Genomic DNA, 20641 nt, shown 5'->3' with positions numbered 1-20641 from the left:
CCTCGCCCTGCGGCATTCGCCTCCGTCCCTCTCACCGCAGGCCCGCCCGCAGAGTCCTGCCGCGGCCGGCCCGCGAAGGCACCGCAGATACCTCGCGGCCGCGATGAGGACCTATTCGGGCACGACCCCGCAGCCAGCGTTCCCTGGGCGGATCCGCACACCCTCACCGCTGGCTCCTCAGTTCGGCCCTATAAATCCTCGCCAATCGATCTCACGTTTCGAATTCGGCGAACGTCTTCGGAATGTCATCACGCCGCAGGCGAACCGATGACAACAACAGAAAGGACAAACCCATGTCGCTCGAAGAGAACAAGGCGATCGTCGGCCGCTGGTTCACCGAGTTCTGGGGCAACCCCTTCAACCCCGGAATCATCGACGAACTCGCCGACCCGGACATCCGGTTCGAGTATTCGCTGCACAAGCCCATGCGCGGCCGGGACGAGGTGCGCGCCTTCGCGACCAACTTCCGCACCGCGTTCCCGGACCTCAACTTCTGGGGCACCTCGGACCTCATCGCCGAAGGCGACTACGTCGTCGGGCAGTGGGAGGGCGGCGGCACCCACACCGGGCCGATCGTCTTCGACGACCTCCCCATCGGCTCCGCCCCCGCGGCGTCCGGCAAGACACTCCGCTTCACCGGCAAGACGGTCCTCAAGGTCCAGAACGGCCTCATCGTCGAGGAACTCGGACTCGACGACGGCGTGAAGGTCCTCCAGCAGCTCGGCATCATCCCGACCGCCTGAACCCGACCGCCGGCATCCAGCAGCAAACCGGAGGGGGCCTGCCCTTGCAGGGCAGGCCCCCTCCGGCAGTTCCAAGACGCCGACCCGACAGTTTCACAGGCGGTGAACCACCACACCACCCGCCTCCAGCCCGTGCCCTCGCTCCGCGCCGCAACCCAGGCCGTGCCCCGGGCAGCCTGACACGAGCCGACGGCACCAACCTCCAGCACCCCACGAAACCCGACGTCCCGAAAGCCGGCCCCCCGCCGAACTTCCCCACCCTGATCGTCGGTCAAGAACTCCACTGGCATGGACCTGACGCCAACGACGCCCGCAGCCACTCAACGATCCTCCGCCGAACCTTCGCGCCAGGCCGGTCGGCCGTGCTAAAAGCCCATGATCACCGGCGTAGCGTCAACCGCCGTACCGCTGTGTCCCAAGGCCGGTTCAGACCGGGGTCGTGACCGGCTCGCCCTGCGCGCTGCGCGGGCCGGGCACCGAGGCCGCCGTGGCGAGGTCGAGGGGGGAGTGCATGTCCGGCTCGAACCGACCGTAGGGGTTCACGTGGGTCCAGAACAGCGGGGACAGGGCCCGCCGGTATTGGCGTAGATTCGCCCGTAGGCCATCAGGAACAACTGCGGGTTGAACAACTGCCGATACAGTCTTTCCAGCGGCAGACCTTGCCTGCCGCGTTCCCGGAGGACGTCCAGCACCGTTGCGGCACTCTGCATTACGCATACCTTCCATCGCCGGACGCCTCAATCATCTGTGCTCCTTCGCCCTGTGACCGGCTTTCCCGACCTCCCTGGCAGGTCGTCCCCCCTGCGACTACTACGAGCACTCCGTCGCCGTAGGGCTCGCGCCCCTTAGCCTCGGGCTTTCACGAGCGGGCTTGTGCGGGTCCTGATCAAATAGGCGGAGAGTGCTGCTGAGCTGCAGCGATGGCACTTGCCAGGGGCTCTGTCGGCTGCAAGGAAAGAAGCACTCTCCAGGTGAACGAGCGCATCGGGCCGTTTCCATCTGTCCGGCCCCTTGTCGGCGGTGGCGCGGGGTCTCGTAGCCACCCGCAAAATAGCTGGTCACGGGAGCGGTCTGTGCAGGACGCTGAGCGTATGCCTCGACGTCTCATGTTCGTGCAGTTGAAGACTGGTTACAACACCGACCGCGGACCCTCGTGGATCGGGTGGGTGGACTTCTCGAAGACCTGGAGCACTGCGTACTTTCACGGGAGGACACTGCGCCGGGCAGGGGGGATGTTCGATGCGAACTTCTACGATGTGCAGACCAACGAGGAGTTCTGGGTCTCCGGACCGAAGCGGGACCGCACAGACACCCGCTACGGCCCCTCCAAACCTGAAATCGAGCCGGAGGCCGTCGAGACCTATCACGCCTTCCTGGAGGGCGCGCCCCTGCCGGGCCGGGTAAACGGCTAACCTCGCGCCCTTGCGAGCGGGCTTGTCCAGGTCTTGATCAGATAAACGGAAAGCGCTTCTGACCTGCAACGATGAGAATTGTCGAAGGTCCTGTCAGCTGCAAGGAAAGAAACACTCTCCAGGTGAACAAGCGCATCGGGCCGTATCCGTCTGTCCGCGTCCCTCTCACCCCTGCTGGCCAACATCGCTCTGTCCACTGCTCGACAACTTCGCCGCCGAGCAGTGGACCAACACGATGGCAACCCGGCGGGACCGCGAACGTCGACGGAAACATGGCCTGGGCACCTGGCGACTCGTCCGCTACGCGGACGACTTCGTCGTCATGGTTCAGTCGGATCTCGACCATGCGGAACGTGAAAACCCCGTCGGGGTCCGGGACTCGTCCCGGTGGGCCGACCGTGAGGGAGGCCCGACTCCCCGGCGGGAGCAGGACGGTCCAAGAAGCCAATGCCGGTACGCCGAAAGGCGACGGGAAACCGGGACACCATGGCCGCACCCTTCGCGGTCGTCCCGCATATCCGGCCGGATACAGGCAGATGCCTGGCCCGAGAAGGGAGCTGACGTGGACCGGGTGAGCCTTTGAGGCACCAAAGCTGAAGTACCGGAACCGAAGGACAAGTTGGACACAGATGACGGCACACGCATTCGCTCTCGCGGTGGCGGCACTCGGAGTGAACGGACCGGAGGACGCGGCACCCGGCTGGGACGCCATCGACCGGCGCACCCACGAGGACCACGTACGGCGACTGAGGCAGAGGATCTTCAAGGCGACGAAGGACGGGGACCTCAAGAAGGTCCGCAACCTGGGCGGACTGGTTCGCAGCGAACTGTCGGACCCTGAACGGGCACCATCTGACCTACCGCTCCGAGGGTGGGACAGATGAGGAGTCCAACCTCCAACTGATCCACGCCGACTGTCACCGGAAGCACCACGCGACCAGTGACCATGGCAAGCAACCACCTGAGCAGTCCCTGAGGCTTGTTTGAGCCGTGTGCGGGGAGACCCGGTTCTGAGGGGGGCCTCACCCTGAGAGGAGTGGGGCCTGCCCGACCGACCTACGCGGACTGCGCGCCGGCGCAGTCCCCCGTCAGCTTGAAGCTCGCACGAGGTAAGCGAATCCCATCAAGATCGTTCTCACCGGGATCTCCTGTACCTCAGCTGCTTACCCGGAGTCTCCCACTGCCCCCCTGGCCACCCCGTCCGTGTCCGGTACGACGGCGCACCAGTCGCCCAGCGCCGCATCGGCCAGCAGGAGAGAGAAACCGTCATCCGTGACCTCGGAGAGCGTGTCGGCTCCACCGGGGTAGTTCCGGTGGGCCAGTTCGCCGTGCGGCAGCGGGGCCACGAAAGCGGTGAAGTTGTCTTGCAGCAGCTCCGCTCTGGGGTTCGGCTCCGGCTCGGTGGCCACGCAAACCAGCGAGCGTGGCCGCAGTAATCGGGGCACTTCGACTGTGCTCTGCGGCGTCACGCGGAACCATCTGCACCCGTGTGCGCCGTACGCCCAGCGCTCGCAGACCAGGGTCAGGCGCTCGGACACCTCCGCCACCCTCGCCCAGAAATCCGTATCCGCGACGGCGTCGGCCACGACACCCGCGCGCTCACCGAGTCTGCCGCCCGATCCTCATACCGCGAGACGTCCACCGGAAGCGGGTGGACCTTCCCCCCTTGAACAGCTTGGTGAACGCCACCGCTTCGCGGACATCAGGCCGGCGTCCGCGTCGAAGTACGCGCTCGCTGAGGCCGTCTACGGCTTCTTCGCCAACGGCGGGACCAAGTGTTACGTCGTCCCGCTCGACCCGGCAGACGATGGCGAGCTCAAGCGGTCGGCGTATCACCGCTGTTCAGGAGGGTGACGCGTCCGGGTGTTGCGGTCGGGACAGACTGCTGTCTGCCATCGGTGAACACCGCCCCGAGCGGGCGCAACGGTCATTACCGTCCAGTCGCATGACAACGATTACGACGCGTACGGTCGAGTATCCGGCCGACGGTTTCACGATGATCGGGCACCTCGCGCTCCCGGCCGGTGTCGACCGCCGGCCCGCGGTGCTGCTCGGACCAGAGGGCACGGGGCTCAGCGACGTCGAGCGCCGCCGGGCCGATGCTCTCGCGGAGCTGGGATATGTAGCGCTGGCCTTCGACCTTCACGGTGGGCGCTATTTGGGGGATCCCGAGGAGATGCTGGCCCGTTGCATGCCGCTGCTCGCCGACCCCGACCGGATGCGGGGCATCGGCCACGCGGCGCTCGACGTGTTGCGCACCGAACCGCGGACCGACCCCGACCGGATCGCCGCCGTCGGCTACGGCACCGGGGGCGCCATCGCGCTGGAACTCGGGCGCGATGGCGTCAACCTGCGCGCGATCGGGACAGTCAACGCACTGACCACGGGCCGACCGGGCGAGGCGGCGCGCATTCGCTGCCCGGTGTGGGCCGGGGTCGGGTCGGAAGACCCGATCATGCCGCCCGCCCAACGGGACGCGTTCACCGCCGAGATGCAGGCCGCGGGCGTCGACTGGCGCCTCGTGGTTTACGGCGGAGCCCTTCACGCCTTCCACCATCCACCGGTCGACCACACCGTGCGTCCCGGCGTCGGCTACCACCCACGGCACGCACAGCGAGCCTGGCGTGACGTCGTCGCTCTGCTCGCCGAGTGCCTGCCCGTCACGGATTGATCCGATCGGCTCCTGATGCTCACTCCTGCCCGCCGTCGTCGTCTTCATCGGCGTGGCAGACGATCAGGTCGAGAACTGGTGGCCGGCCACCTCCACAGCGCCGGAACGTACCGAGGCAGCAAAGGCACTGACGCTGTTCGCCGACTGGGGGCCGGGCGCCTACGACCGTCTGGACTGAACCCGGGCCCACCGCGGCGCCTCGCTCCGGGTACGGGGTCAGGTGGGGTTCAGCGGGCACTGTCACGTTGGCTGACAGGGTGGACGGGGGGTGTCCGTGGGCAGTGCTCCGCCGTCGTACAAGGGGCGCCGGTACCCGGTCGAGGTGATCTCCCGCTGCGTGTGGCTGTACTTCCGCTTCCCGCTGTCATTCCGTGAGGTGGAGGAGCTGATGCTTGAGCGCGGTGTGATCGTCTCGTGCGAGACGATCCGGCGTTGGTGCGCAAAGTTCGGCCGGATCTATGCGAATGAGCTGCGCCGACGGCGGCCACGGCCGGGTGAAGACGTTCACGGGATTCCTCCTGAGGCAATGGGGCGCCGGGCGACCGAACCCGCTGCGGCCTCGCATTACGGGCCTCACCCCGCGGTCATGAACTGCTGGAGGAAGCCCTCGCACCGGACGCCGTCGAACGGCTGCGGAGCGGTACGAGAAGCGTCACGGGTGCACCCACCCCCGCACAACAGACCAAGGCGTCCGGGACAGTCCGGGCTCGTCCGCACAGGTGAAAGGCGGTGCCCGTGGATCGCACTCATGAGATCCGAAGTGGGACAGCCAGGCCCCGGACAGACCCGGACTGTCCAGGCCGCCGCAAGATCCGGCGGGACACTGCTACGCCGGAACGGCTTGCCGCCTGCACGGCCAGAGGAACTGCAGTTGTGAGCCAAGAGGGCCCGGATCCACATCGGACCCGAGCCTGGCTGTTCGCGAAAACGGGCTCTGGCTCAACTTCTGTGATGCATCGACGCCCCATAACTGTTGATCTCCGGAGTTGCTCTCCTCGATCGTCCCGGCAGATGCACGGACGCGCTGGCTTCAGGCCCCTGCTCAAGTGGGTACTGCTTGCCTCCTGACCTCAATGTCGGTGGCCGGTGCGAGGATCCCCGGACAGCTACGCGAGGAGATCCTATGGGCACCTGGGACAACGGCCCCTTCGACAACGACACCGCCGCCGACTTCGCCGACGACCTGGACGAGGCAGCCGTGGAAGAACGCGAGCCCATGATCCGCAGAGTCCTCAAACGCGCTGCCGACCCAGCGGACTGCCTGGACGCCCCCGACGCCGAGCGAGCCGTTGCCGCAGCAGCCCTGGTTGTCGCACAGCACCCTGGCGGCGAGCCCTCGTGTGCGAACTACGGCCCATCGGAACCGCTGCCGGAGTTCCCTGCAGACCTCCGAACGCTCGCCGTCGATGCCCTGGACCAAGTGGTCGCTGAGCCTTCTGAACTCGCAGAGCTGTGGGACGAGGCCGCGAACGGCCCGAAATGGCATCAGGAGATCACCCGCCTCCGCGACGTTCTCGACCCTCCGCTCCCGCCACAAGAGGAAGCCCTCTTCGAGATATGAGCGGTGCCCCACAGTCACGGATCACAGGACTTGAGCCAGAACCACTTCCCGTGATTAGGGCCAGTCGTGACAGTGCGTAGGGCCGGGAAGGGCTTTTCGGGCGGTACCGGGCTCTGCCAGCGCGGCCGAGGAAGCCGGACTGCGCTCTGTACAGGAAGCAGCCCCTGCGGTGCAGCAATGTCGTCTTACCCGACCGTTTCGGCTGGATCTTCCAGGATCGCTCGGCCCGCTCCCGGGCACGCTGCTCCTTCAGGCGGCCACGCCGGTTGTCCGGTTGTCGGCTCGTGCGGTGAGGGAAACGGAGTAGCGGCGGAGGAGCAGGATGGCGGTGGTGGCAAGGCCAGTGAGCAGGCCCAGCCAAAGGCCTACGGTTTCGAGGTGTAGGGCGTAGGCGAGGAGCCATGCTGTGGGTAGTCCGACGGCCCAGTAGCCGATGAGGGTGATATGGAAGCCGCTCTTGGTGTCGTCGAGTCCGCGCAGCAGGCCGACGCCGATGTTCTGGGCGCAGTCGAAGAACTGCAGGAATGCGGTCACGGCCAGCAGGTGGCTGGCGATGGTGAGTGCCTCGTCCGAGCCGGACTCCAGGAAGGGAGCCAGGGCAAGCCGGGGCAGGGCGAGGTAGAGGATGCCGACGATGGTCATGACGGCACCGGCGCAGGCGAGCGCGGTGTTCTTAATGCGTCGGGCGTCGTCGTATCGCCCCAGTGCCAGTTCGCGGCTGACGTTGATGGATGCGGCGTGGGAGAGGCCGACGGCAACTTGGAAGACGATGTAGACGAGTTGATTGACGGCGGTGTGTGCGGCCAGTGCGGCGGGACCGAAGGATCCCGCCATCAGCGCGGTGAGGGAGAAGAAGCCTGCTTCGGATCCGTAGGTGGCGGCGATCGGGATTCCCAGGCGTAGCAGACGTTTCAGGACGGCGGGGTCCGCCTTCATAAGGTCCAGGGAAAGCAGTGGGGCGAGGATGGTGTCCTTCTTCGCCGCTATGCAGAGGGAGACGGAGGTCAGCAGGTAGACGCTGGAGGTGGCGAAGCCGACGCCGGTCAGGCCCATGCGGGGCAGGCCCCAGGTGCCGTGGATGAGAATCCAGTTGAGACCGGCGTTGACCACGACCGAGGCGATGGTGATCTGAAGCAGGGCCTGGGGGCGCCGCATGCCGACGGTGAACTGGCGGATCACTTGGAACCAGAGGCAGGGCAGCAGGCCGGGGGCGAGCGCGAAGATCATGGTCTGCGCGCGGTCGGTGACTGCGGCGTCCTGTCCGAGCCAGGGCAGGGCCTGCCCGATCAGGATCATGAGGACGGCGCCGGCGATGCCCGTGAGGGTGGCCAGCGCCATGCTGGCGCGGACGATGCCCCGCACCTCCTCGCGGCCTTTTTCCTGTCCGGCCCGGTCGGCATCCTGAGCGTCTTGTTCAGCGCGGGCTCCGGCGGCGGCGATCTGGTTGCCGACGGAGGTGACCAGGCCGACGCCCATGGTGCGCAGCTGGTTGAAAATGACGATGGCCAGGCCGCCGGCTGCCAGTTCCTGCGTGCCGAGGATGCCCATCATGACGGTGTCCGTCGTGGTCAGGGCAACCTGTGCGAGCTGGGTAAGGATCAGCGGGACGGCGAGGGCGGCAAGGGCGCGGCTGTCGCGGAGGAGGTTGGTGAGCATCGGGTTACCGGTTCCTGCGGAGCTTGGTGAGAAGTTCGTCGATTTCCCGTTGCGTATCGGGATCGAGGAGGCTGCGGACCTGCATCCGTTCGTCGTTGAACACGGTGTCCATGTGCTGCTCCCCGCCGTCATTGATCAGGGCGACCATAGCCGTCCCAGGTGGTAGCGATGGCAGGCGGGGCAGCACCTCGTGGATCACGCTGTCGGCGGAGTCGCTGCTGGACAGGTGCAGCCGCCGTGCTCTTTTCGAGGAGGTCCGTTCCATGCGGGGATGACAGGTGATGTCGCCGGTGTACAGCGGGCGGCGATTGCTAACTGGCTTTCATGCAGGGCTAATTGGCTCACCTCTGTGGGTTGTACGGCTTCCGGAATGAAACCCGTCCAGGTGGGATCGACCGATGAAATGAGTGCACGATCTCGCGCGCGAGCCACCCTGCCCTCCCCTACGGGAATTATCATCGTTAGGATAGGCAAACCTAAGGAATCTTTCGGTTGCGGAACATGGGCGAGGACGTACGTGGACATCAACAGGCGTCAGGTGTTGTTGGCCGGCGGGGCGATAGGAACGGCCGCGCTGCTGGCGGCGTGCTCCTCGGGCAGCGGTAACACCGCGACCGGCTCCTCCGGCAAGGGCGGCAAGCCCCGAGAAGGCGGCACCCTGCGCATCGGCGCGCTCGGCCGGGCCGGCGCCATCACCCGCGACCCGCATGGCACGCAGGCCAATGAGAGCGACTACCTGATCCTCGCGCTCACCTTCGACACACTCGCTGTCCCGGGCGCCGATTCCAACACCGTGCCCCGGCTGGCCTCGTGGGAGCCTTCGGCAGACCTGAAGACGTGGCACTTCAAGGTGGCCAAGGACGCCGCCTTCCATGACGGCACTCCGGTCACCGCCGACGACGTGGCCTGGTCACTGCGCCGACTGCGCAATACGCCGGCGGGCGCAGCCCGCCTGCCCGGAGTGAAGAACGCCGACAGCATCACGGCCGAGGGCACCGACACGGTGGCGGTCGTCTCCGAGTATGCCAACGCCGACTTCCCTCTCATGACGCGATTTGCCACGTTCATCATGAAGAAGGACACGCCGGACAAGGCGGTGGCGAAGGCGCCCGGAACCGGCCCGTTCAAGCTGGACTGGTATCGCAACGGCAACGCCCGTCTGGTGCGCAACGACAAATGGTACGGCGGCACCGTCTACCTCGACGCGATCGAGGTGACCATGTTCGAGACGCCGCAGGCCATGGCCAACGCCCTGTTCGCCGGGCAGATCGACGTCGCCTCCAACGCCGGTCCGGTCGCCGCACGCACCGCGGAGTCCCGCAAGGACCTCCAGGTCGTCCGCCGCCCCGACGACATGTCGATGCCCATCGTCATGCGTACCGCTGACGGACCGTTCGCCGACCCGCGGGTGCGGGAAGCCATGCGCCTGGTCGTGGACCGCGAGGCAATGGTCAAGCAGGCCCTCTCCGGATACGGAAACGTCGCCAACGACATCATGGGAACCGGCGATCCCGACTACGCCAAGGACATCCCGCAGCGCAAGCGCGACCTGGCCAAGGCCAAGCGGCTCCTCACCGAGGCCAAGTTCGACCTGTCCAAGACCTACGAGCTGTACACCACCGAAGACGTCTCCGGCATCGCCGACTCCGCGACTCTGTTCGCTTCGCAGGCGCGTGAGGCCGGCATCAAGATCAAGGTGGTCAAGCAGGAGTCGGGAACGTTCTACGAGAAGACCTGGCTCAAGGGCGACCTCTACACGAACTACTGGGGCACCAACGACTCGGTGTTGTTCTTCGCGTCCAAGACCCTGCTCAGCGGTGCCGGTCAGAACGAATCGGGCTTCGACGACAAGGAGTTCGACGCCACCTACCGCAAGGCCATCGGCACCACGGACGAACAGGCGCGGGCCAAGGCCCTGCACGAACTGCAGCAGATCGAGTACGACCGCTCCGGCTACCTGCTGTGGGGCATGGCCGACGGTGTCGACCTGGCCGCTGCGAAGGTCCAGGACCTGCCGAAGCTGCCCGGCTACGGCCGCGTCCAGCTGGAGAACGTGTGGCTGAGTTGAGCCACACGCCCAAGTACAGCGCGGTGGCCGATCCTGCCGGCACAGGGGAGGCCACCGCGCGACGCCGCCCGCTGCCGATTCCGCTCCTCGGCCGCCTGGCCGCAGCCGTGGGGCGGCGGGTCCTCATGCTGGTCGTCCTGCTCGCCCTGGTGTTCACCGCCGTCGAGCTGCTTCCCGGAGACGCCGCCACCGCGACTTCCGAACGCGGCGAGAGCGCCGCCGACATCGCGGCCCGCCGCCACCTGCTGGGGCTTGACCGACCGGTGTGGGAACGCTTCTGGGACTGGATGACGGGGCTGTTCACCGGAGACCTCGGTATCAGCGCCCGAGGCGAGAAGGTCACGCAGATGCTGGCCGACCCGTTTCCCAACACGCTGCTGCTCGCGGCCCTTGCCTTCGTCCTGACAGCGGCGGCGTCTCTGGCCCTGGGGTGTTGGGCCGCCGCCCGCCCCGGCAAGCTCACCGACCGGGTCATCGGCCATGCCTCTACCTCGGCATTCGCCATACCCGAATTCGTCGTCTCCGTCGGCCTGCTGATGTTGCTCTCCCTGTGGACCGGCTGGCTTCCCGCGGTGACCGTGGCCGGGGCCGATGGCAGGCCGGCCACGTGGACCATGCTGATCATGCCGGTCCTCGCCCTGGTCATCCCGCAGACCGGATGGAACACCACCGTCGTGCGCGGCGCTCTCGCCGACCAGGCGGCCACGCCGCACGTCGAGGCCGCCCACCTGGATGGCCTGCCGGTGCGCCGCGTCATCTGGCGCCACGCCCTGCCCGGCGCCGTCCCGGCCATCGCCACTGGCCTCGCCACCTCCACCGGCATGCTCTTGGGCGGCACAGTGGTCGTGGAAGCGTTCTTCAACTACCCCGGCATCGGCAGCGTGCTCGCCAGCGCCGTATCCACCCGCGACACCCCGCTCATCGCCGGAGTCGTCGTCTGCGCCGGTGCTGCCATCAGCCTGGTTCTGCTGGCCGCCGACCTAGTCCGCGCCCGAGTTCTGGGGAGTCACGCATGAGCACCGCCCTCACCCCAGCCCGTGCCCCGAGGAGCTCCGCGGGCCGCGGACGGGTGATCCGCCGTCTGGTCCCAGGCGCCCTGCTGGTTCTGCTCGCCCTCACCGGCCCGTTCCTTGCCGCGCACCCCCTCGACAAACCGGTCACCGCTCCCTTCGCCACCGCTGGCGACGGAGCACCACTGGGTGGGGACCAGCTCGGCCGCGACGTCCTCAGCAGGCTCCTCCACGGCGGAACCGCCCTGATCGGCAGCGCCCTCCTGGTCGCCGCCGTCGTCACCGCGCTCGCCGCGCTTGCGGGCTGCTTCGCCGTCCTGCACCCGGCCGTGGGGAGGGCCGTGGAACGCACCGCCGACGTCTTCATCCTGCTCCCGCCGATCCTCGGCATCGCGATCATCGCGCTGGCCTGGCCCGGAGGCGGACGATGGGCCGTCATCAGCGCCGCCATCGTCCTGGGCACCCCTTACGCCGTCCGCGTCGTCACCAGCGCAGCCGCTCCCCTCGCCGGAGCCGGGTACGTCGAAGCCGCCCTCGCCAGCGGGGAATCCCTCACCTACACCGCCACCCGCGAACTCCTGCCGAACCTGCGCGCCACCATCCTTGCGCTGTTCGGCCTGCGCTTCGTCGAAGCCGTCTACGTCATCTCCATGGCCGGATTCCTGCAGATCGGCCCCCAGCCACCTGCCGCGGACTGGGCTTTGATGATCCGGGAGAACTCCTCGGGCATCCTCCTCAACCCATGGGCGGTCGTAGCCCCCAGCCTGGCCATCGCCGCCCTCGCCATCAGCGTAAACCTGGCCGCCACCTCCCTCGCTCCCCACTCCGCACGCAAGGCGGTGACCACCCCGTGAACACCCCCCTGCCCCCGCCCACCACCAACGAGATCCCCGCCCCTGCGTCGGCCGGAAAGGACAGCGAATCCGCGACAGTGGTGACGGTGACCGATCTCAGTATCCGGATCCCCGACGGACCCGTTCTGCTTCAGCCCACCAGCCTGACCGTCCGGGCCGGCGAGATCACCGCCCTGACCGGGGCCTCCGGATCCGGCAAGACCACCCTGCTGCGCACCCTGATCGGCCACCCGCCCGCTCAAGCGACCACCCACTGCACCGCGTTCAACGTCCTGGGCCACCACGTCCCCAGCCTTGACGCGACGGCACTACAGACCATGCGCCGCACCCAGGTCGCCTACGTCGGCCAGGACCCCGGCTCAGCGCTCAACCCCCGGATGAAGATCCGTCATCTCGTCGCAGAAACCGCCCCAACCGCCAACGAGCAGGCCGTGCTGGACCTGCTGCGTGAATGCAAGCTGCCCACGGACGGCGGATTCCCCGACCGCAGACCCACCACGATCTCCGGCGGCCAGCAGCGCCGCGTCGCTCTCGCCCGCGCCCTCTCCCGTACCCCCGAACTACTGCTCCTCGACGAACCGACCGCGGGACTCGACGAAGCCCTGCGCGACGACATCGCCGGCCTGCTGCGCCACCTGGCCACCTCGCGCGGCCTGGCCATCGTCATGGCCTGCCACGACCCCCAACTCGTCGACACCTGCGCCGACCACGTCGTACAGCTCACCACTGCACAACCACGCCTTCCCCGACAACGCACACCACGCCCGCGGCAGAAGGCAGAATCCACGGAAACCGCCACGGACGGGATCACAGCGCGGTCCGTCAGCGTGACCTTCCGCAGCCGAGGCACAGCCCAACCTGCACTCGACAAGGTCGACTTCTTCGCACCCCCTGGCTCGGCGACCGCAATCATCGGACCCTCCGGATCCGGCAAGACCACCCTGCTGCGCGTCCTCGCCGGCCTACAGCGGCCCGACACCGGATCCCTCGTCCTTGACGGCAGCCCGCTGGCCCATACAGCCCGCAAGCGCCGTCGCGAACACCACCGGCGCATCCAGCTGGTCCCGCAGAACCCGCTCGCCGCGCTCAACCCGTCCCGCACCATAGGCGCGGCCCTGACCCGTCCCCTGCGCCGCCACACCCAGCTGACCAAGGCCCAAGCCGCAGACCGGATCACCGAACTCCTCGACCAGGTCAACCTGCCTGCCGACTTCATCCACCGCTACCCTCACGAACTCTCCGGCGGGCAGCGCCAGCGCGTCTCTGTCGCCCGCGCCCTCACCGCCAGCCCCGACTTCCTGCTCTGCGACGAGATCACCTCCGCGCTCGATCCCGACACCGCCATCGCCATCATGGAACTCCTGCAACGCCTGCGGGCCGAACACAACATGGCCATCACACTCGTCAGCCACGAGACACACCTGGTCGCCGCCTACACCGACACCGTGCACATCCTGGAAGCCGGACAGCTCACCGCACACGGCTCCACCACGGCACACGTGCCGACCTGATCACCCGTGATTCCTGCCCGGACACCACAGCGGCAGACACCAAAGCCCGCTGCCACAACTGCCGACAGCTCTAATCGCCGGAGGCATTCCAGGAGTTCGCCGAGGACTACTACGGGATCCCGGTCGACATCGACGCGGTGTGCCACGTGTATGCCCTCCGCCCACTGACTCAGGACACGGTCACGGCTTTGAACGCCAAGGCGTCCCTGGCGGGCGTTGCCGACGCAGCCGCCACGATCGGCTATGCCATCGCGGCCGCCCCGGTTTCCCGACCTGAGCCTGCCTGACAGGCTTCGCGGGCGCGGAGCACACCTGCAACATCCATCGGTGCTGAAATGGGAGGGCGCCGGTGAGCCGCAGCGGCCCGGAATGGTCTGAGTTCGTCTGGAAGATCGCGCGCTCCTCCTCCAGCTCGCGAATCCTCTTTCGCGCGGCCGCCAGCTCCGCCTGAACCGCATCACCACCAGGCCGCGGCGCCGCCACGGGCGTGGAGTGAGCACCGGACCGACGTCCGTCGGCGGCCCTGATCCAGTTCCGCAGCGTCTCGGTGTTCACCCCGAGGTCGGTGGCGACCGACCTGATCGTCGCTGCCGGACGCGACCGGTACAGCGCGACGGCGTCCGCCTTGAACTCGGCGGGGTAGTGCTTCATCCCCCACAGGGACTCCGTTCTCCTGGACCATCGAGATCCAAGTCTCTCCGGTGTCCAGAACCCGGGGTCAGGGCCCCGACCTGGTTGCCCTTCAGTTTGGGCACGTACTTGTAGATCGTGTTCCGGATGACGTCAAGAAGCCGGGCGACCGAGGCGGTGTTCTCCAGGCGGGCGGACAGGTCTCGTCCCGGCGCTCGCATGGCCGTGGCTATGTCCGCGTTGTTCAGGAGAGTCGAGGATCAGAAGGTGCCGAGGGAGGGTACAAGCACCTCGATTGCGCACAGTGTCCTGGCCTACGGGCTCAGGGTGACAAGGAGCGTGAGGGTGACGACGGGCGAGATCGACGCGGGCGGCCTTCGGGGGGACGCCGAGCCGAGGCCAACACCCGCCGGGCTCGCGGCCGCGCGGGCCAGGGTGACCGCACATCTGAGCGCCGCGGTCGACGCCGGTGGTGCGGTGCGGCGGCCGTGCGCGAGCCGGACGCTGGAGTCGGCGCTGCTGGCCGTGCTGCTGCGCCGGCATGGCAGCCATCCGGTGGAGTTGCGGCGCCTCCTTGAGTTCCTGGACGCCCCGCAAGCGCAGGCCACCGCGTTCGACGCGGCGCTCGCGCAGGGGGTCCTGCACGGCCGGACGATCAGCGCCGACGTGGTCGGTGACGAGCTGCTGGCCGACTTCGATCACTTCTCCGTCGCCCGCAAGCGGCTGGTCTTCGACGTCTACCTGGCTGTGGCGGATGCGGTCCGCTTCGAGCCGGCGATGCTGCGTCCGGTCCGGATGACCCCTGGTACGGACAACACGGTCAGCTGGATCGAGATGACCATGCTCAGCGTCCGGGTGCTGGCCGCGCACGGCCTGGGGAAGGCCGCGGAGGTCACCGGCCCGGAACGGGAACATCTGCTGGCCCTGCTGGGTTCCAGCCGCGCGCCGGTGTGGGAGAACCACGTCACCGCGCACCTGCTGGCGCTGCTGGCCGTCCAGCGGTTCGCCGTCGGCCACCCACTGGTTGAGCGCGGTGTCGCGGGGGTGCTGGCGTATCTGAATCCGGACGGCGGTGTACCGGGCATCTCGAACCTGGACGTGTTCAGCACCGCGTGCGCCGGACTGGCACTGGCCCGCGCCAAGGCCGAGCCGGCGCTGCTGAACCGCCTGTGCGACTACCTCATCGCACAGCAGCAGCCTGACGGCGGCTGGGCGTTCGGCGAGAGCATGGAGCACAGCGACGTGGACACCACGGCGTACGCCCTCGCATGCCTGGCCACCGTCGGCCCCGTCCGCCACCACGCCGCACTGGCACACGCCGGCGGGTACCTGCGGGCGATCGTCGGCGAGGACGGCGGGTTCCCCACCTACATGCAGGGCGATCCCTCGGAGGTCGGTATGACCGGCGGCGCGGCCGCCGCACTGGCCTGGGCCGGCAGCGACCACACTGGCCTGCTCAAGCATGCGGCCCGCTGGCTGCTGGACGCCCAGCAACCCGACGGCACGTTCGAGCGCAGCTGGACCCTGAGCGAGGCCAACACGATCTGGCGGGCGATGTGGGCACTGCACTCGCTGCCCAAGCCCGCCCGCACCGCGCTCAAGGCCCGGGTCGCCGACGCGACCACCGCGGCGACGCGGTTTCTCGTCAACGCGCAGAACAACGACGGCGGCTGGGGATACCGCCCCGGTGACCCCAGCGACATCGCCAGCACCTGCTACTCCCTGCTCGCCCTGTCGGCCATGGGCCGGCACGTCGACGAGGACGAAGTCGTGCGTGCGGGCGTTGCGCACCTGCTCTCCCGCCAGGACCCGGACGGCGGGTTCACCGCACTGCCCGACCAGGTCGCCCCACGCCCCCTGCTGTTCGACGCACCCGTCTTCGGCGACATCTGGGCACTGATGGCCCTCACCTGCAGCAACAGCAACAGCGACTGGAACTGGCAGGGCCCACCATGACCACCACCCCCGCACCGACCGGCGCCGACCACGCGCCGATCCCCCTGCCCACCCACCGACCCGACCCACTAGCCCTGCCGACCGACTTCCACTGGCTGCGCACCGACCTGCCGGTAGCGCCGCTCGCGTTCCCCGACGGGCCGCCGGGCTGGCTGGTCACCCGCTACGACGACGTCCGCGCCGGCCTGGCCGACCCCCGGCTCAGCTCCCGCCGCCCGCACCTGAACTCCCACGTACGCGCCAACCTGATCTCCTCCCAGGAAATGGCCACGCTGCGCCCGTCCGACCTGCTCACCAGCGACCCACCCGAACACACCCGGCTGCGCCGCCTGGTGAACGGCCAGTTCACCGCACACCGGATGAACCTGCTGGCCCCGCGCATCCAGGCCATCGTCGACGAGTACCTCGCCTCACTCGCCGCCACCCCCCGCCCCGCCGACCTGATCCGCACCGTCGCACTCCCGGTCCCTTCCCAGGTGATCAGCGAACTGCTCGGCATCCCCTTCAGCGACCGCGACCTGTACAACAGGCTCACCCGCGAACTGCTCTCCCTCGACCGCACCCGGGACCAGCTCCTGGCCAGCAAAGCGGCCATGAAGACCTACCTGCTCGGCCTGGTCCACGCAAAACGCGCGGCACCGACCGACGACGTCCTGGGCGGGCTGGTCCAGGCCCAGGCCGACGGCACACCCCTCACCGACGACGAGATCGCCGCCCTCGGCCAGCTCATGCTCATCGCCGGACACGAGACCACCGCCAACGCCATCGGCCTGGCCACCCTCGCCCTGCTCCGCCCACCCCGTCTCTGGGACACCCTGCGTGAGCACCCCGAACTCGTCGACGGCACCGTCGAGGAGATCCTCCGCTACGCGACCGTGCTGCAGTTCGGACTGCTGCGCGTCGCCCGCGAACCCCTCACCATCGCCGGCCGGCACATCCGGACCGGCGACCGGGTCGTCCTCCACCTGCCCGCCGCCAACCACGACCCCACCCACTTCACCGACCCCGACCACGCGGACCCGCAACGCCCCAACGCGGCCCAGCACCTCAGCTTCGGACACGGCCCCCACCACTGCCTCGGCGACCAACTCGCCCGCCTCGAACTGCGCATCCTCCTCACCACGATGCTGCGCCGCTTCCCCGATCTACGCCTGACCGCCCTCCCCGAGTCCATCCCCGCCCACGACCGGAGGGTCGTATACGGCGTGGCCGAGCTGCCCGTGGACTTCACCCCGTGAGCCGGCACCCGTACGGAAGGCGATATGCATGAGGAACGCCCGAGAGAGCGGGTACGCCGCCTACGCCTTCGACTTCGACGGGACACTGGCCGACACGACCGACCTCAACCACCACGCGGTCCAGGCCTCCCTGGCCTCCCACGGGATCGGCGTTCCCCTCACCTGGGTGGCCGCCCACCCGGCGTTCACCGCCCCCCAGCTACGCCGCCGGCTCGGGCTCGGGCCGGCCGAGCTCCCCGACGACACCTTCGTCGAAGCCGCCCGGAACTACTGGTTCGCCCACACCGACCGGATCCGGCCGATCACCGCCGCGGCGACCGCTGCCCGTACCGCCGCACAGCACGCAGCCGTCGCCGTGGTCACGACCAACTACGGCGACATCGTGCGCCACGGCCTCACCGTCGTCGCGCTCGACGACCTCCCATGGACCATCGTCGCCCGCGAGGACGTCCAGCAGACCAAACCCGCCCCCGACCCCTACCTTTACGCCGCCCGACTCCTGAAGGTCGCCCCCCACGCATGCCTCGCCCACGAGGACACCGACGAGGGCATCACGTCGGCCAGGGCTGCGGGCATGGACGTGATCGACATCCGACAGCGGACCTGGCGTTAGGGGCCGGCGTAACATCCGCCGCGGAAACGACGGATATCGCTGACCTGGAGCGATGCGGCGCCCGCGGCCGGCCGCGCAGGGCGGACAGTCCTGGGGCATCACCGGTGAATACGCGGCACCTCGACATCCGAGCCCACCAGTCCCAAGGCCGTAGAGGCCGAGGGTCTGGTCGGGGCCGCCGGTGGGGTGAAGGCTACGGAGCTGAGGGCGAGGTCTCCGGCGGACGGCTGCCCGGCCCGCCTGAACCCGCGCAGCCAGCGGGCAAGGCCGCTGGTGCTCGGATGCAAAGTAGACGCATCGCCCGCCGACCGGGGTGGCGGGTCAGGCGAAGTACGACTTGAACTCGGTGAGGCTGATCCGCCGGTCGCCATCGGTGTCGGCCGCTCGGACGAAATCGGCGAGCTTCACTCCGTCGAGGGTGCCGTCGTTGGCCAGGCCGTAGTCCCTCAACTCACGCAGTCGGATCTCGCCGCTTCCGTCGGTATCGATGCTCGCGAACACAGCCTCGACCTCGGCCTCGGTCATCTTGCCCATGTGTTCCTCCTACAGTTCGTGTACGGGGGATGTCTTCTCGGCAGGCGACGGAGCCGCTACTCGGCCTCGCTGCCGCTGCACCCCATCTTGGGCACCGCCCAGGGCCCTCTCGTTCCGTCCGTGCCGGTTCCTTCAGCCTCGTTTTCCCCGGACAGAGCTGCCCGGTCCAGAGCGAGGCCGCCGCCGAGCTGCACAAACGATCACCGGGGACACCTGCCCACACGCCAGGCGCTCCGACAGGGGAGCCCCGGCAAATTCACTGCATCGGGGCACCAGGCACGCCCCTTGTGGCGGACAACGTGCAAGAACTGTGGCCGGACGACCCGGAGCTACGCCGAGGGGCTGGCCAGCAGCGGCCCCCAGCGGCTCCGGGCGGGTGAACACCTCGCCCATGGCGGTCAGGGAGATGTTCGTTCCGGCGGCAAACAGGGCGAACAGCGGGACGGCCACCCCTGCGGAGAACAGGCGCAGCAGGTGTGTGGTCCGGTCCCCGGGCGACAGCCCCTCCGGCCCGGCGTCTGAAGCGGTGCGGGGGTCGGGCGTGGCTCACAGGATCAGCCCCTTCGCAACGCCGGCGACGGTGGCGTGGATGCCGCCGTTGTACATCAGCGCCCGGATCGCCACGCCCAGGGGTATGTACCACCACCGGCCGCGGACCCGTTTGCGCTGCAGCACGTAGAACCCTCCCAGGCCGCAGGCGGCGCCGGCGAGTGCGAGAAGGCTGAGGCCGCTGGTGAAGGAAACGGCGGTGATCAGGATCGCGCCGAGGTCGTCGACCACCGCGAGGGTCAGCAGGAACGCGCGCAGCGCCGAGGGAAGGCTGGTGCTGAGGACGGCGAGGAAGGCCAGTGCGAACGCGATATCGGTGGCCATCGGCACCGCCCACCCCGACAGCGAACCGCCGCCCGCCGAAGACACGACCACGTACAGGACGGCCGGGACGGCCATGGCGCAGACCGCGGCCGCCACCGGCAATACCGCCGTCGCCGGGGTTCCGCAGCTCACCGACGACCAGCTCACGCTTCAGCTCGATGCCCGCGACCAGGAAGAAGACTGTCAGCGGACCATCCGAGGCCCAGTGCCCCACCGACAGGTCCAGCCCCCAGGAAGCCGACTCCGAAACGGTCTCACGCACCGATTCGTACGCGCCGTGCCAGTCAGGGAGAGTTCGCCCGGACCAGGGCCACGACCGCCGCGACCAGGAGGATCAGCCCGCCGACCGTCCCGGTTCGCAACGCCTCGCTGACCGCACGGCGCTCGCTCCACGCAGCAACCAGAGAAAAGGGGTGCGTTCGCGCGGGACATCCGGCATGAAACCCCCTGGGGCAGCAGCCAAAATCGGGAGACGCTTGTCCCCTGACCGCCGATCAGACTTCCCGGCACACCGGCGCGCTGCTTGACGCGTTCCTCACGCCCTCTCCAGCACGAACGCCGGAGCACGAGAGCCCGCGACGGCAGTGGCCGGTGCGGCGAAGCCCCCGGAAAGAGGGGCGCTCTCGGTATCGGTCCTGTCCAGCACGTCACCATCGAGCAGACCTGGCTTCTGCGTGCTTGCAGCATCGCCTGTCACAGGCGTGCCGCCGCCGACCCACCCGGGCAGGAAGACGAAGGCCGGGCGCCCTGGCACCGGCACGTACGGGATGTCTGACGAGCACTCGGCGACCGTCACGTCGCGGCACAGCGGAACCTCTTCAACCGCTTCATGGGCATGCTGTTCCACTGCCTCCAAAACGGTCACACCTACGACGAAGCAATCGCCTTTCCACAGCCCTCAGCAGGACTTACCTCAGCGGCAGCTTGACGCATATCCGCGTGGGCTGTCTTGCCCGCGGCGTCCCAGACAGCCCCGGACCGTCGCGGAGGTCCTGTCGCCCCCAGACGACCTCATCCTCTTCTGCGGCCTGTCGGTGGGGTTCGAAGACGTCGCAGCGGGCGACGCCCGCATAGGCCGGGCGCCGCTCGACGAGGCGGTCACGTCGGTCGACGGTCTCTGGCACGCCCCTTCTCCGTCCATGAACGAGCCGTTTCGTGCCGCACCCGTATAGCGGCCCATATGCCATATTGCGCATGTAATCCCAACGAAAGGCATGTCATGAAGTTCGCGGTCATCGGCGGTACCGGGCTGATCGGGTCGCAGGTCGTCAAGAAGCTGAACGCCGCCGGGCACGAGGCGGTACCTCACTC

Annotated in this window: 21 protein-coding genes and 3 pseudogenes; 16 read left to right on the top strand and 8 right to left on the bottom strand. The window is 68.4% G+C overall.

Annotated elements, in window-relative coordinates; translation table 11 throughout:
• Positions 1–293 precede the first annotated feature (293 nt).
• On the top strand, positions 294–743 hold the full coding sequence (locus ACFVH0_RS32355) for an ester cyclase (protein ID WP_385826060.1): 450 nt from the start codon (positions 294–296) through the stop codon (positions 741–743).
• Between the two features lie 542 nt (positions 744–1285).
• Here the strand turns inward: ACFVH0_RS32355 and ACFVH0_RS32350 are convergent.
• Positions 1286–1453: pseudogene (locus tag ACFVH0_RS32350) on the bottom strand (RNA-directed DNA polymerase); the annotation flags it as partial.
• 456 nt (positions 1454–1909) lie between these two features.
• Here ACFVH0_RS32350 and ACFVH0_RS32345 point away from each other — a divergent pair.
• From ACFVH0_RS32345 to ACFVH0_RS32335, 3 genes are all read left to right on the top strand, one after another.
• Positions 1910–2155: a hypothetical protein gene (locus ACFVH0_RS32345; RefSeq protein WP_385826058.1), complete on the top strand. Its 246-nt coding sequence runs from the start codon at positions 1910–1912 to the stop codon at positions 2153–2155.
• 629 nt (positions 2156–2784) lie between these two features.
• Positions 2785–3039: a reverse transcriptase N-terminal domain-containing protein gene (locus ACFVH0_RS32340; protein ID WP_385826056.1), complete on the top strand. Its 255-nt coding sequence runs from the start codon at positions 2785–2787 to the stop codon at positions 3037–3039.
• Entirely contained in the window at positions 2993–3142 is a 150-nt protein-coding gene (locus tag ACFVH0_RS32335; RefSeq protein WP_385826133.1) for an HNH endonuclease, read from the top strand. Before ACFVH0_RS32340 ends, ACFVH0_RS32335 begins: the two co-directional genes overlap by 47 nt.
• A gap of 176 nt (positions 3143–3318) precedes the next feature.
• On the opposite strand, the gene ACFVH0_RS32330 is transcribed toward ACFVH0_RS32335, so the two are convergent.
• A complete protein-coding gene (locus ACFVH0_RS32330) occupies positions 3319–3564 on the bottom strand; it encodes a hypothetical protein (RefSeq protein ID WP_385826054.1) in 246 nt (81 codons plus the stop codon).
• Between the two features lie 536 nt (positions 3565–4100).
• Here ACFVH0_RS32330 and ACFVH0_RS32325 point away from each other — a divergent pair.
• From ACFVH0_RS32325 to ACFVH0_RS32310, 4 genes and pseudogenes are all read left to right on the top strand, one after another.
• The gene (locus ACFVH0_RS32325; protein WP_385826052.1) at positions 4101–4826 is read left to right on the top strand and encodes a dienelactone hydrolase family protein; all 726 of its coding nucleotides are present in this window, start codon (positions 4101–4103) and stop codon (positions 4824–4826) included.
• A 52-nt stretch (positions 4827–4878) separates the two neighbouring features.
• The gene (locus tag ACFVH0_RS32320; RefSeq protein WP_385826050.1) at positions 4879–5004 is read left to right on the top strand and encodes a hypothetical protein; all 126 of its coding nucleotides are present in this window, start codon (positions 4879–4881) and stop codon (positions 5002–5004) included.
• Between the two features lie 90 nt (positions 5005–5094).
• Positions 5095–5313: pseudogene (locus ACFVH0_RS32315) on the top strand (IS6 family transposase); the annotation flags it as partial.
• Positions 5314–5949: 636 nt separating this feature from the next.
• Positions 5950–6387, top strand: a complete 438-nt coding sequence (locus ACFVH0_RS32310) for a DUF4259 domain-containing protein (protein WP_385826048.1) — start codon at positions 5950–5952, stop codon at positions 6385–6387.
• A gap of 249 nt (positions 6388–6636) precedes the next feature.
• Here ACFVH0_RS32310 and ACFVH0_RS32305 read toward each other — a convergent pair whose 3' ends face one another.
• Both ACFVH0_RS32305 and ACFVH0_RS32300 read right to left on the bottom strand, forming a co-directional pair.
• Entirely contained in the window at positions 6637–8043 is a 1407-nt protein-coding gene (locus ACFVH0_RS32305; RefSeq protein WP_385826046.1) for an MATE family efflux transporter, read from the bottom strand.
• A 4-nt stretch (positions 8044–8047) separates the two neighbouring features.
• Positions 8048–8308 (bottom strand): hypothetical protein, encoded by a 261-nt coding sequence (locus tag ACFVH0_RS32300; protein ID WP_385826044.1) that lies wholly within the window; start codon positions 8306–8308, stop codon positions 8048–8050.
• Between the two features lie 252 nt (positions 8309–8560).
• Between ACFVH0_RS32300 and ACFVH0_RS32295 the strand changes: the two genes are divergently transcribed.
• The 4 genes from ACFVH0_RS32295 to ACFVH0_RS32280 are packed head-to-tail and all read left to right on the top strand — an operon-like array spanning position 8561 to position 13486.
• Complete coding sequence (locus ACFVH0_RS32295; RefSeq protein ID WP_385826042.1) at positions 8561–10111, top strand: ABC transporter substrate-binding protein; 1551 nt, start codon at positions 8561–8563, stop codon at positions 10109–10111.
• On the top strand, positions 10099–11127 hold the full coding sequence (locus ACFVH0_RS32290; RefSeq protein ID WP_385826040.1) for an ABC transporter permease: 1029 nt from the start codon (positions 10099–10101) through the stop codon (positions 11125–11127). Before ACFVH0_RS32295 ends, ACFVH0_RS32290 begins: the two co-directional genes overlap by 13 nt.
• Positions 11124–11975: an ABC transporter permease gene (locus ACFVH0_RS32285; protein ID WP_385826038.1), complete on the top strand. Its 852-nt coding sequence runs from the start codon at positions 11124–11126 to the stop codon at positions 11973–11975. The genes ACFVH0_RS32290 and ACFVH0_RS32285 overlap by 4 nt, the downstream gene beginning before the upstream one ends.
• Complete coding sequence (locus ACFVH0_RS32280; RefSeq protein ID WP_385826036.1) at positions 11972–13486, top strand: ABC transporter ATP-binding protein; 1515 nt, start codon at positions 11972–11974, stop codon at positions 13484–13486. The genes ACFVH0_RS32285 and ACFVH0_RS32280 overlap by 4 nt, the downstream gene beginning before the upstream one ends.
• Before the next feature lie 180 nt (positions 13487–13666).
• On the opposite strand, the gene ACFVH0_RS32275 is transcribed toward ACFVH0_RS32280, so the two are convergent.
• Positions 13667–14137: a transposase gene (locus ACFVH0_RS32275; protein ID WP_385826034.1), complete on the bottom strand. Its 471-nt coding sequence runs from the start codon at positions 14135–14137 to the stop codon at positions 13667–13669.
• 324 nt (positions 14138–14461) lie between these two features.
• Here ACFVH0_RS32275 and ACFVH0_RS32270 point away from each other — a divergent pair, with 324 nt between their 5' ends.
• From ACFVH0_RS32270 to ACFVH0_RS32260, 3 genes are read left to right on the top strand one after another with little or no spacing between them, the layout of a single operon-like run.
• The gene (locus ACFVH0_RS32270) at positions 14462–16072 is read left to right on the top strand and encodes a prenyltransferase/squalene oxidase repeat-containing protein (protein WP_385826032.1); all 1611 of its coding nucleotides are present in this window, start codon (positions 14462–14464) and stop codon (positions 16070–16072) included.
• Positions 16069–17310, top strand: a complete 1242-nt coding sequence (locus ACFVH0_RS32265; RefSeq protein WP_385826030.1) for a cytochrome P450 — start codon at positions 16069–16071, stop codon at positions 17308–17310. The genes ACFVH0_RS32270 and ACFVH0_RS32265 overlap by 4 nt, the downstream gene beginning before the upstream one ends.
• Before the next feature lie 28 nt (positions 17311–17338).
• A complete protein-coding gene (locus ACFVH0_RS32260) occupies positions 17339–17923 on the top strand; it encodes an HAD family hydrolase (RefSeq protein ID WP_385826027.1) in 585 nt (194 codons plus the stop codon).
• Positions 17924–18244: 321 nt separating this feature from the next.
• Here the strand turns inward: ACFVH0_RS32260 and ACFVH0_RS32255 are convergent, their stop codons facing one another.
• The 3 genes and pseudogenes from ACFVH0_RS32255 to ACFVH0_RS32245 all read right to left on the bottom strand — a co-directional run bounded on the left by ACFVH0_RS32255 (position 18245) and on the right by ACFVH0_RS32245 (position 20195).
• Entirely contained in the window at positions 18245–18457 is a 213-nt protein-coding gene (locus ACFVH0_RS32255) for an EF-hand domain-containing protein (RefSeq protein ID WP_385826025.1), read from the bottom strand.
• 321 nt (positions 18458–18778) lie between these two features.
• Positions 18779–19734, bottom strand: a pseudogene (locus tag ACFVH0_RS32250) (Na+/H+ antiporter NhaA); the annotation flags it as partial.
• 131 nt (positions 19735–19865) lie between these two features.
• The gene (locus ACFVH0_RS32245) at positions 19866–20195 is read right to left on the bottom strand and encodes a hypothetical protein (protein WP_385826023.1); all 330 of its coding nucleotides are present in this window, start codon (positions 20193–20195) and stop codon (positions 19866–19868) included.
• Between the two features lie 354 nt (positions 20196–20549).
• Here ACFVH0_RS32245 and ACFVH0_RS32240 point away from each other — a divergent pair.
• A partial coding sequence (locus ACFVH0_RS32240; RefSeq protein ID WP_385826131.1) for an NAD-dependent epimerase/dehydratase family protein occupies positions 20550–20641 on the top strand: 92 nt, incomplete at its 3' end.

The organism is Streptomyces sp. NPDC127117 (genome assembly GCF_042677325.1).
Lineage (GTDB): Bacteria > Actinomycetota > Actinomycetes > Streptomycetales > Streptomycetaceae > Streptomyces.
This window is presented reverse-complemented; position numbering and strand designations above follow the sequence as displayed.